The organism is Gemella sp. GH3, from assembly GCF_013415425.1.
In the GTDB taxonomy this organism is placed as follows: Bacteria; Bacillota; Bacilli; order Staphylococcales; family Gemellaceae; genus Gemelliphila.
Genome location: NZ_JACBYC010000083.1, coordinates 21,828 through 34,216, shown reverse-complemented (window position 1 = coordinate 34,216; position 12,389 = coordinate 21,828). Strand labels below are relative to the sequence as shown.

Annotated in this window: 12 protein-coding genes and 1 other annotated feature; all 12 genes read left to right on the top strand. The window is 29.4% G+C overall.

The window, feature by feature from the left end; genetic code table 11:
* Nucleotides 1–8: 8 nt before the first annotated feature.
* Entirely contained in the window at nt 9–455 is a 447-nt protein-coding gene (locus tag HZY83_RS02205) for a flavodoxin domain-containing protein (RefSeq protein ID WP_179942451.1), read from the top strand.
* 228 nt (nt 456–683) lie between these two features.
* Nucleotides 684–2,558, top strand: coding sequence for a tRNA uridine-5-carboxymethylaminomethyl(34) synthesis enzyme MnmG (gene mnmG / locus HZY83_RS02200; RefSeq protein WP_179942450.1), 1,875 nt, complete (start codon nt 684–686; stop codon nt 2,556–2,558).
* 4 nt (nt 2,559–2,562) lie between these two features.
* Complete coding sequence (rsmG, locus tag HZY83_RS02195) at nt 2,563–3,273, top strand: 16S rRNA (guanine(527)-N(7))-methyltransferase RsmG (protein ID WP_179942449.1); 711 nt, start codon at nt 2,563–2,565, stop codon at nt 3,271–3,273.
* Between the two features lie 208 nt (nt 3,274–3,481).
* On the top strand, nt 3,482–4,537 hold the full coding sequence (locus HZY83_RS02190) for a PTS sugar transporter subunit IIC (RefSeq protein WP_179942448.1): 1,056 nt from the start codon (nt 3,482–3,484) through the stop codon (nt 4,535–4,537).
* Nucleotides 4,538–4,799: 262 nt separating this feature from the next.
* Entirely contained in the window at nt 4,800–5,060 is a 261-nt protein-coding gene (locus HZY83_RS02185; RefSeq protein ID WP_179942447.1) for a hypothetical protein, read from the top strand.
* Nucleotides 5,061–5,110: 50 nt separating this feature from the next.
* Entirely contained in the window at nt 5,111–5,305 is a 195-nt protein-coding gene (locus tag HZY83_RS02180; protein ID WP_179942446.1) for an ATP-binding cassette domain-containing protein, read from the top strand.
* A complete protein-coding gene (locus HZY83_RS02175) occupies nt 5,302–5,721 on the top strand; it encodes an ATP-binding cassette domain-containing protein (RefSeq protein WP_370520036.1) in 420 nt (139 codons plus the stop codon). The genes HZY83_RS02180 and HZY83_RS02175 overlap by 4 nt, the downstream gene beginning before the upstream one ends.
* Before the next feature lie 307 nt (nt 5,722–6,028).
* Nucleotides 6,029–6,559, top strand: coding sequence for a QueT transporter family protein (locus HZY83_RS02170; RefSeq protein ID WP_179942444.1), 531 nt, complete (start codon nt 6,029–6,031; stop codon nt 6,557–6,559).
* 41 nt (nt 6,560–6,600) lie between these two features.
* Nucleotides 6,601–6,731 (top strand) — a sequence feature (ribosomal protein L10 leader region).
* 35 nt (nt 6,732–6,766) lie between these two features.
* The gene (gene rplJ / locus HZY83_RS02165; RefSeq protein WP_179942443.1) at nt 6,767–7,267 is read left to right on the top strand and encodes a 50S ribosomal protein L10; all 501 of its coding nucleotides are present in this window, start codon (nt 6,767–6,769) and stop codon (nt 7,265–7,267) included.
* A gap of 45 nt (nt 7,268–7,312) precedes the next feature.
* Nucleotides 7,313–7,675, top strand: coding sequence for a 50S ribosomal protein L7/L12 (gene rplL, locus HZY83_RS02160; RefSeq protein WP_179942442.1), 363 nt, complete (start codon nt 7,313–7,315; stop codon nt 7,673–7,675).
* Between the two features lie 140 nt (nt 7,676–7,815).
* On the top strand, nt 7,816–8,421 hold the full coding sequence (locus tag HZY83_RS02155; protein WP_179942441.1) for a class I SAM-dependent methyltransferase: 606 nt from the start codon (nt 7,816–7,818) through the stop codon (nt 8,419–8,421).
* 149 nt (nt 8,422–8,570) lie between these two features.
* Nucleotides 8,571–12,356, top strand: a complete 3,786-nt coding sequence (rpoB, locus tag HZY83_RS02150; RefSeq protein ID WP_179942440.1) for a DNA-directed RNA polymerase subunit beta — start codon at nt 8,571–8,573, stop codon at nt 12,354–12,356.
* Nucleotides 12,357–12,389 lie beyond the last annotated feature (33 nt).

Here is a 12,389-nt window from a genome sequence, read left to right as displayed (position 1 = left end):
TAAATTTTATGAATATACAATTAGTTTATGCTAGTTTAACAGGTAATACTGAAGCACTTTGTGAACTTATAGTAGAAAAATTTAAAAATGAAAAAGATATTGATATAAATATGAATTTTGTAGAGGATTTAGATGACTTTAGTTTTTTAGAAGAATCTGACGCATTTATTGTTGCAACTTATACTTATGGAGAAGGAGATTTACCTGATGAAATGGAAGAATTCTTTGAAATTATTCCTGATTTAAATTTAGAAGGTAAAGTTTATGGTGTAATTGGTACAGGGGATACTCTTTATGAGGAATATTGTGTCTGTGTTGATCAATTTGATGAACAAATTAAGAAAACAGGCGCAATTAATCCTACGAAAAATTTAAAAATAGAAATAGAAGCAGATAGTGATGAAGATTTCGAAAATATTGATAAATTTATAAAAGATTTTACTAATGCTTTGTAATTTTTTATAATATGTAAATGGGTAAAAGTAATTATTAACTACTTTTATTCATTTTTTGTTTGAAATATTAGATAAAAAAAATATATTGTGTTAAGATATTATAATGAAAAATCAAAATTTTGGTGAAAGCATAATTTTGAAATGTATAACAATCGTTTAACGAGTTAATATAGTTACTAAATAATTAACAATATTAATTGTCTATATTAAAGTATATTTGGAGGAATTATGACTGAATTTTTAAAAGAATATGATATTATTGTGATTGGTGGGGGACATGCAGGAATTGAAGCTGCTTATGCTGCTAGTAGAAAAGGAGTAAATACGCTATTAGTTACTATTAATTTGGATACTATAGGATTTATGCCTTGTAATCCAAGTGTTGGAGGTCCTGCGAAAGGTATAGTAGTTAGGGAAATTGATGCTTTGGGTGGAGCAATGGGAATTATTGCTGATAAAACTAATATTCAATCAAGAATGCTTAATACAGCAAAAGGACCGGCAGTTAGAGCTTTACGTGTTCAGTCAGACAAAGTACAATATCAATTAGCTATGAAAAAATTATTAGAAGATATTCCTAACTTAGATTTAGAGCAAGCTATGGTTAAGGAATTATTAATAGAAGAAGGTAAAGTTATAGGTATTTCTACTATGCTTGGTACAAAATATAAAGCCAAAGCAGTTGTAATAACTACGGGAACATATTTACGAGGAGAAATAGTAATAGGGGATATAAAGTATTCTTCTGGACCAAATCATCAAATGCCTTCTATAGATTTAGCCAAACAATTAGAAGAACTAGGGTTTGATTTAGTACGTTTTAAAACTGGAACGCCACCTAGAGTTAATGCGGATACTGTTGATTTTTCGAAAACAGAAATTCAGCCAGGAGATGATAAGGAACATGCCTTTAGTTATGAAACTACAGAATATATAAAAGATCAAATACCTTGCTGGTTAACTTATACTAATAGTAAAACTCATGAAATAATTGATGAAAATTTAGGCAGATCAGCAATGTATTCTGGTGTAATAAAAGGAACAGGTCCTAGATACTGCCCTAGTATTGAAGATAAGTATGTAAGATTTAGTGATAAAGAAAGACACCAATTATTTTTAGAACCCGAGGGAAGAAATACAAAAGAGATATATGTTCAAGGATTGTCTACATCACTGCCTGATGATGTTCAACGTGATATGGTACATTCAATAGCCGGTTTAGAAAATGCAACTATTATGAGAAATGGATATGCTATAGAGTATGATGCTATTAATCCAACAACTCTGTGGCCTACATTGGAAACTAAATTAATATCAGGTCTTTACACAGCAGGTCAGCTTAACGGAACAAGTGGTTACGAAGAAGCGGCAGGTCAAGGAATAATAGCAGGAATAAATGCAGCTTGTAAAATCTTGGGAGAAGAACCTTTAATATTAGGGAGAGATGAGGCTTATATAGGAGTGTTAATTGATGACTTAGTAACTAAGGGGACTAATGAACCTTATAGACTACTTACTTCAAGAGCAGAGCATAGATTACTACTTAGACACGATAATGCAGATATGAGATTATCAGAAATAGCTTATAAATATAATTTAATTTCTGAGGAAAGATACGTAAGATTTTGTCAAAAACGTAAATTAATTGAAGATGAGATAGCTAGATTAAAAACTTTCCGTATAACACCAACAAAAGAAGTAGTAGAAAAAATGAGAAAATTAAATACTGCTGAATTAAAAGACGGAATTCTAGCGATAGATTTATTGCGTAGACCAGAGTTAAATTACTATGACATAATAAATTTAGCTAATCAAAATATTGAACTATCTAAAGATATTATTGAGCAAGTAGAAATTGAAGTGAAATATGAGGGATATATTAAAAAATCACTTCAACAAGTAGAAAGATTAAAGAAAATGGAAGAGAAAAAAATTCCAACTGACCTAGATTATGATGAAGTTCCTAGTTTAGCATTAGAAGCTAGGGAGAAATTGAAGAAAGTTTCTCCATTAACTATAGGTCAAGCTTCAAGAATATCAGGAGTTAATCCAGCAGATATTTCGATTTTGATAGTATACTTAGAACAAAGAAAAACAAGGTAAAAATATGGATAAAAATCAATTTTACAAACATTTAGAAAATAATGGTATAAATTTAACAGATAAACAAAAAGATCAATTTAAAAAATATTTTCAATTAGTATTTTATTGGAATGAAAGAATAAATTTAACAGCAATAACTGATGAAGATGAATTTTATACAAAACATTTCTATGATTCTATAGCCACGTCATTTTACTTTGATTTTAAAAATGTAAAAAGTATTTGTGATGTTGGAAGTGGTGCAGGTTTTCCGTCTATTCCTCTAAAAATAATATACCCACATTTAGAAGTAACTATAGTTGATTCACTTAATAAACGAATAAAATTTTTGAATTTATTGGCAGAAGAATTAGACTTAAAAGACTGTATTTTTGTGCATGGGAGGGCAGAAGATTTTGGCCAAAAAGATAATTTTAGAGAAAGTTTCGATGTTGTAACAGCAAGAGCAGTAGCAAGACTTAATGTTTTATCTGAATTATGTATACCATTAGTAAAATTAGACGGTTATTTTTTAAGTTTAAAAGCTCAAAAATGTAACGAAGAAAAACTAGAAGCATCTAAAGCTATAAACGTTTTAGGAGGAATTTTAGAAAGTGATGATTTATTCTATGTTGAAGGAGAAGAACGTCATATTCTTAAAATAAGAAAAAATAAAAGAACAACTAAAAAATATCCTAGAAAAGCGGGAACGCCTAATAAAAATCCTATATTATAGAATTATAAAATGAATAAATACTTCAAAAATGTTATTTTTGAAGTATTTATATTATGAACCATATATTATCTATATCAATTAATAAAATTTATTATGTTTTAATATAGTATAAGCATGAAGTTAATTTGAACCTTTATGTTAAATATTGCTTTTTTCAGAAAATATGTTATTATAATTACTATAATAATTTAATGTAAAGGAGAATATTATGCAAGAAAAACTAGGTTTTAAAAAATTGTTTAATACGGTTTTAAATGGAATGGCTTTAGGAATAGTGGCAGGTTTAATTGCTAATGCAGTTTTATCAGCAGTCTTTAAGTATTTAGGTAAGTATTTCTTGACTGATGTTTTTGCTATGTTAGGGCAAGCAGTCTATCTGTTACAATTTGCTGTTCCTGTATTAGTTGGTGTTGCTATTGGAATGACGCTTAAGTTTTCTGCTTTAGAAACAGCCGTTTTAGGAAGTGCCATATTAGCAGGAAGCGGATCAATAGTTTATAATGCAGAAACAAAATTATATACAGCTACCCCAATGGGTGATTTATTTAATGTCTTATTAGTTTCTTTAGTTGCTGTAGTAATTATTAGAGCAGTTAGTGGAAAATTTGGTTCTCTTACTATTATATTTTTACCTATTATAGGAGGAGCAGTTCCAGCATTTATAGGACTGTTAACTTTACCATATATGAAGAAATTGACTAATTTATTAGCTGATGGAGTATTAACATTTACTACATTACAGCCTCTATTAATGTGTATATTAATCGCAATGTCTTTTTCTTTATTCATAGTTACGCCTGTATCTACAGTAGCAATGGGAATAGTATTATTCTCTAACGCTAACAACTTAGGAGCAGGAGCAGCAGCGCTAGGAGTAGTTTCAGCAGCAGCAGTTCTTATGATAGGATCTATAAAAGCTAAGAATCCAAAAGGAGTTAGTTGGGCTATTTTATTAGGTGCAATTAAATTAATGATGCCTAACTGTGCGAGAACGCCATTACTTTTAGTACCTATATTTTTAACAGCAGCAACTGCAGGATTTTCTGGTTGGTTATTTAACGTATTAGGAGATAAAAGTAGTGCAGGATTTGGAATTATTGGTCTTATTGGTCCAGTAAAAGCAGCTGAATTATCAACTCAAGTTCCTTATATAATATTATCATTTATTGTAATTCCTTTTGTAGCAGCATTTGTTTTTGATAAAATATGTTCAGACGTATTAAAACTTTACAAAAAAGATGCTTATAAAACAGAAAGTTTATAATTAGTTAAAGAAAGTAGTTTGTATTATTTTACAGACTACTTTTTTAATTTCTAGGTATATAAGATTCAATAATATTGTAAAGCTTAGAATCTTTATGCTAAATATTTTTTTATAAAATTTTTAAAAACTGTTGTATATCTAACTTTACTTTGTGTAAATTGTACTATGTAATGACCTCATAGGGATAATTCTTAAGGGAGTAAATAAGAAAGGATAAACAACAATGAAAAAATTAAAAAAAATAATAGTAGCAGTTTTTATAATGACATTACTTGGAACAAGTTTAGATGTAGCCAATGCCAGGTACATCAGTTCTTTAAATGGTATTTGGGTTAATAGTAATAGTGTAACTCATACCGGCTATCTTGAGAAAACTGTATGGAATGGTTGGTATGTAGTCAATTTAGCAGGAACCTTTGGAAATTCTATTTTAAAAAGTATGTTAGTAAATAGTAATAACAGTATATATTTTTTAGTGAAATATATATCTTATTCTCATTTGTTGTTTATATATTTTTTGTGATAATTTGTACTATATAAATATTTTTGAAATTCGATTTATAGGGGGTAAATATGATAGAAATAAAAAATGGGACGAAGAAATATCGTGGCAAAAGCGTATTAGACAATATAAATATGAGTTTTGTTGAGGGTAAAATATACGGAATATTAGGAAGAAATTGTAGTGGAAAAACATTAATAATGAAAGCTATTTGTGGTTATATAGCACTTGATAAAGGTGATGTTTTGCAAATGGTAAAAAAATAAGAAATCCTTTAAATTCTATTGAAGATGCAGGAATTATTATAGAAAATCCTAGCTTTATGGAAGATTATACATTGCTTGAGAATTTGAATATAATAAAAAAATTTTCTGATAAGAAAGATGAAATTAATTTAGATTATTGGTTAGATTTCTATGATTTGTGGGAACATAGAAATAAAAAATATAAGCATCTATCATTAGGAACAAAACAAAAAATGTTATTAATTCAAGCGTTTATGACAAATCCTAAAACTCTCATATTAGATGAATGTTTTAGCGGCTTATATGAAAAATCAGCGCAAAAAACAAGAGATTATATAAAAAGATATATGAGTGATGACAAAATTATTATATTAACTTCTCATATAAGAACAGATATAGAAGAGTTATGTGATGAAGTTATAAGTTTACACGCTTAATATAAATAAAACAATAACTTTATTGGGGGGGAGATAAGATTATTGTTTTATTTTTTTTGTTATTTATATGTGAAAAGATAGTGTTTTATAAATTATGTTGAGGGATAAAAAATATTTTTTATAACTTTAATTTTTTATAGGTAGTTGACTAAAAAACGATATAATGTTAACATTGTATATCATAATAAAATAAGATGTTTGAGAGATCCATCTATAAAAAAAACTATAGATAAGGATGCTCTATTAAATTTTATTATTTAATGAGAGCTTCTTTTATTTTTTCTCTTAAACTAATAAAGGAGATAAAATGAGAAATAACAAAATTAAAATTTTAACTGTTCAAGCGTTAATAACAGCAATATATGTAGTTCTAACTATATCTAATCTGAGTTTTTCTTATGGTTCTATTCAATTTAGATTTAGTGAATCTTTGACGCAATTAGTAGTATTTAATAAATTGTTTTGGCTACCGTTAACTTTAGGTGTAGCTATAGCTAATTTATTCAGTCCTCTAGGATTGGTTGATGTTTTTTTTGGAACATTAGGAACAGGTTTGGCTTTATTTATAAGTATATGCATTTTTAAATTTATAAAAAATAGAATTATAAGACATATAATTAATATCGTTATATATTTAATAGTATGTATGCCTATAATAGCTTATGAAATTGCAGTATTTTCTGGAGATAACGGATCTAAGATAGCTTTTGATTGGAATATATTTTTATCAATATATGGAGGTCTATTATTATCACAAATTATTGTAATGGTAATAGGTGTTGTATTAACAGAAATATTACACAAAACTATAAATTTAGAAAAAATATTTAAAAAATAAAAAATATTATTGACAATTTCTTTTTTCTAGTATATAATATTTAAGTCAGTTAAGATGTACCTAAGACAGTAGGGGGAGTTATCCTTAATATCCTACCGAGGACAATATTAAAGAGTATTATATTATGCCCTTTTATATGTTCTCACATATAAAAGGGTTCTTTTTTGGTACAATTGAGATTGATAAATCTAATTAGGAGGAAATTCAATGTCAAAAGCTATTGAGAAAAAACAAGAACTTGTAAATCAAATTGCTGAAGAAATTAAAGCAAGTTCATCAATCGTTATTGCAGATTATCGTGGATTAAATGTTGCTGAAGTAACAGAACTGCGTGATAATATGCGTAAAGAAGGATTAACATTCAAAGTTTACAAAAACTCACTAGTACGTCGTGCAATGGAACAAGTAGGAATTGAAGGTTTAAATGAAGTTTTAACTGGACCTAATGCTGTTGCTTTTTCAACTGAAGACGTAGTAGCTCCAGCTAGAGTTCTTAACGATTTCGCTAAAGAACACGAGAATTTAGAAATTAAAGCGGGAGTTATTGAAGGTAAAGTTGCTTCATTAGAAGAAGTTAAAGCTATTGCGACATTACCAAGCAAAGAAGGGTTACTTTCTATGTTGCTATCTGTGTTAACAGCACCTATGAGAAATACTGCTTTAGCAGTTAAAGCTGTTGCAGATCAAAAAGCTGAACAAGAAGCTTAATAAAAAATAAAATTAATTTAATTAAAAAATCGGAGGAATTATATAATGACTAAAGAACAAATTTTAGAAGCAATCAAAACTATGTCAGTTTTAGAATTAAATGATTTAGTAAAAGCTATTGAAGAAGAATTCGGAGTAACTGCTGCTGCGCCTGTAGCTGTAGTTGGAGGAGCAGGAGCAGGAGCTGCAGAAGAAAAAACTGAGTTTGATGTAGTATTAGCATCAGCTGGAGACCAAAAAATTAAAGTAATCAAAGTTGTTCGTGAAATCACTGGAGACGGACTAAAAGAAGCTAAAGAAAAAGTTGACGGTGCGCCATCAACTCTTAAAGAAGGAGTTTCTAAAGAAGAAGCTGAAGAAATCAAAGCTAAATTAGAAGAAGTTGGAGCTTCAGTAGAAGTTAAATAATTGAATTTTAACTAATTAGATAGATGTAAAATTAACATAAATATTCTATTTGAGAATATTGATACGATGATAATAACAGATAAGTATATCTCAAGTTAGCTGTGCTACGGAGATATACTTTTTTAATTATAGGTGATATTATGGAACATTATTATACTAACAAACCTAATTCAAATAGTAATGAACGCAAGATTAGTGGTTACATTAACGATAAAAAATATTATTTTTATACAGATAATGGAGTTTTTTCAAAGGGAAATATTGATTTTGGAACAAAGACTATGTTAGAAAATTTTTCTAGCACTAAAGAAGAAGCTGAAGTTTGTGATTTAGGTTGTGGTTATGGAGTAGTTACTATTTTTTTATCCACTATTTATAAAAATTACAATTATACAATGATAGATATCAATAGTAGAAGTTTATTATTAGCACAAAAAAACATTCAATTAAATAATATAGAATCAACTGTTAAATTTTTGGAAAATAATGCCTTAGATAATGTAGAAAAGAATTTTGATATAATACTTACTAATCCGCCGATTAGAGCTGGGAAAGAAATTGTTCATAAAATGATAAAACAAAGTTACAACAGACTAAATTATAATGGAGAACTATGGGTAGTAATTCAGAAAAAGCAGGGAATGGCTAGTTGCAAAAAATTAATACAAGATATTTTTTCGAATGTTGAAGTTGTAGCTAAAAATAAAGGATATTATATATTAAAATCAATAAAAAAATTGACTTAATTTAGAAAAAATGATAGAATGATATATTGCAAGTAATTTAATTGTTTTTATAATAAGATTACGAAAGTCATTAACAAAATGTGCTGAAATCTAATGAAAATTACATATTTTGTTGAGATTATTTTTAAAAAATTTGAGGGGTGACACAGTTGCAAAAAGTAAAATTTGGTAAACATAGAGAGAGACGTAGCTATGCAAAAATTTCTGAAGTCATTGATCTACCAGACTTGATAGAAATTCAAACATTATCTTATGATAAATTTTTAGAAACAGGTGTAAAAGAGGTGTTTAAAGATGTTTCACCTATTGAAGGAAATAACGATAAATTAAGTTTAGAATTTATTGATTATAAACTAGGTACACCTAAATATAATATTGATGAATCTAAAGAACGTGACGCTACTTATGCAGCACCTTTAAGAGTAAAAGTTAGATTGCTTAATAAAGAAACTGGTGAGATAAAAGAACAAGAAGTATTTATGGGTGAGTTACCTCTTATGACAGATACTGGGACTTTTATTATAAACGGTGCGGAACGTGTTATAGTTTCTCAACTTGTTCGTTCTCCTTCTGTTTATTTTACGGAAGATGATAAGTTAAAAGTAAAAAATATTTCTAATGCTTATAAAACTACGGTAATTCCTAATCGTGGAGCGTGGTTAGAATTTGAAAAGGATATTAAAGGTTTAGTTTATGCAAGGATAGATAGAACTAGAAAAATACCATTAACTACATTAATTAGAGCTCTAGGTTTTAATACAGATGAAGAAATAATAGATTTATTTGGAGAAGATGCCGAGTTACTAAACACTTTAGAAAAAGATGAAAATAGAGATACAGCAACTGCGTTAAAAGTTATTTACGATAAATTAAGACCAGGAGAGCCTACAAATGTTGAAACAGCTAAAGCTACTTTATATGCAAGATTTTTTGATACAAGAAGATATGATTTAGCCAAAGTAGGACGTTATAAACTTAATAACAAATTAAATGTTTCTGAACGCCTAGAAAATCAAGTATTGGTAGAGCCAATAGTAGATACAGAAACAGGAGAAGTTTTAGTAGAAAAAGGTACAAAGTTAACTAGAAAAATATTAGATGAAATTCAAGAACAACTTTCTACAACAGCAAATATAAAAGAATTTGATATGAATGAATCTCTAGATGGTAATGATGTGCTTAAATTGCAATTATTTAAGGTAGTTAATTTTGTAAAAGTAGGAAACAATTACGATATAGATAGCCTTACTGCAGATCAAGTATTACATATTATAGGTAATGCATCTCCAAGTAAAGATTTATTAACATTGTCAATAGCTGATATAGTGGCAAGTATTAACTATTACTTATTACTTATAAGAAATAGAAGAAATAGTGATGGTTTTGAATATGAATTGATAGGAAATGCTGACGATATTGATCATCTAGGAAATAGAAGATTACGTTGTATAGGTGAATTATTGCAAAATCAAATTAGAGTAGGTATTTCACGTATGGAAAGAGTAGTTCGTGAAAGAATGAGTATTCAAGATTCTGAAGAAGTTACACCACAACAATTGATAAATGTAAGACCTGTTACAGCTATTATTAAAGAATTTTTTGGAAGTTCACAATTATCTCAATTTATGGACCAAACTAACCCATTAAGTGAATTAACACATAAGAGAAGATTATCTGCACTTGGACCTGGTGGGTTAACTAGAGAGCGCGCTGGAATGGAAGTTCGTGACGTTCACTATTCACACTACGGACGTATGTGTCCAATTGAAACACCAGAGGGTCCTAACATAGGATTAATAAACTCACTTTCTTCTTATGCAAGAATTAATGAATTTGGTTTTATTATGACACCTTATAGAAAAGTAGAAATTGATGAAAAAGGTCGTCCTTATGTAACTAAGAAAGTAGAGTATTTAACAGCTGACAAAGAAGATAAATATGTTGTAGCGCAATCAAATTCAAAAATTGATGAAAATGGTTATTTCTTAGAAGATGAGGTAGTATGTAGATTTAGAGGAGATAATACTACAAAACCAAAAGAAATGATGAATTATATGGACGTATCTCCAAAACAAGTAGTTTCTGCGGCAACAGCTTGTATACCATTCTTGGAAAATGATGACTCTAACCGTGCACTTATGGGAGCTAACATGCAACGTCAAGCTGTCCCACTTATGATAACGGAAGCACCTTTTGTAGGTACTGGTATGGAGCACGTGTCTGCGAGAGATTCAGGAGCAGCAGTAGTAGCTAAATATCCAGGTATAGTAGAATATGTAGATGCCAAAAAAATTAAAGTTCGTAGAATTGAAATTTTAGATGGTGAAGAAGTTAAAGGTAATGTAGATACTTATCCAGTCCACAAGTTCGTTCGTTCTAACCACAGTACATCATATAATCAAAAGCCTATAGTTAAGGTAGGAGATAAAGTTGATGTAAAAGATATTTTAGCTGATGGTCCTTCTATGGATAAAGGAGAGTTAGCATTAGGTAAAAACTTAGTAGTTGCTTTTGTTAACTGGGATGGATATAACTATGAAGATGCTGTAATTATGAGTGAGCGTCTAGTAAAAGATGATGTTTATACATCTATTCACTTAGAAGAATATGAAATAGAAACACGTGACACTAAATTAGGACCAGAAGAAATAACTAGAGAAATTCCTAATGTAGGAGAAAATTCTCTTAAAAATCTAGATTCACGCGGTATTATAAGAATAGGTGCAGAGGTAAAAGATGGAGATATATTGGTAGGAAAAGTAACACCAAAAGGAGTTACTGAACAAACACCAGAAGAAAAATTACTTTATGCTATATTTGGAGCAAAATCTAAAGAAGTTAGAGATACATCATTAAGAGTTCCTCACGGAGCAGACGGTGTAGTTGCAGATGTTAAAATTTTCAAACGTGAAAATGGAGCGGAGCTTGCTAATGGTGTTAATGAATTGGTAAGAGTATTTATCGTTCAAAAACGTAAGATACGTGTTGGAGATAAAATGGCTGGTCGTCACGGAAATAAAGGGGTTATTTCTAATATTCTTCCAGAAGAAGATATGCCATATTTACCAGACGGCACACCAGTTGATGTTATGTTAAATCCTCTAGGTGTACCGTCACGTATGAATATTGGACAAGTTTTAGAGCTTCACTTAGGTATGGCTGCTAAAAAATTAGGTATTCATATAGCTACTCCAGTATTTGATGGTGCTACTGATGAAGATGTATGGAACACGATAGCAGAAGCAGGAATGGCTAAAGATGCGAAGACAGTTCTATACGATGGTAGAACTGGAGAACCTTTCGACAGTCGTGTTTCAGTGGGTGTAATGTATATGATTAAATTGGCCCACATGGTCGATGACAAACTTCATGCTCGTTCAATAGGACCTTATTCACTAGTGACTCAACAACCTCTAGGAGGAAAAGCACAATTTGGTGGACAAAGATTTGGTGAAATGGAAGTTTGGGCTTTAGAAGCCTATGGAGCTGCGTACACATTACAAGAGATTTTAACTTATAAATCTGATGATACGAATGGACGTATAAAAACATACGAAGCTATCGTTAAGGGAGAAAATATCCCTCGTCCTGGAGTTCCAGAATCATTTAGAGTATTAATGAAAGAGTTGCAATCTTTAGGTATGGACTTTAGAGTTATGGATAAAGATGATAATGAAGTTGACTTGTCACAAATTGAAATTTCAGATACAGTAGAACATCATTCAATCAACAAAACATCAGATAATAATGCTAAAGAACAAGAAGTGTCAGAAGAGATACAAAATATTGATTCAACAAAAGATGAATCAGGTAGTGAACTTGAAGAAAATGCTCAAGAATCAGGAGTGCAAGATTTATTATCAAGATTGATGAGTGATAGTGATGACTATGATGATGTAGAAATAGACGATGAAATCGAAGAAGACTTACAATAGGAACTAATCAAGAGTTATTGTTATTAAATAAAG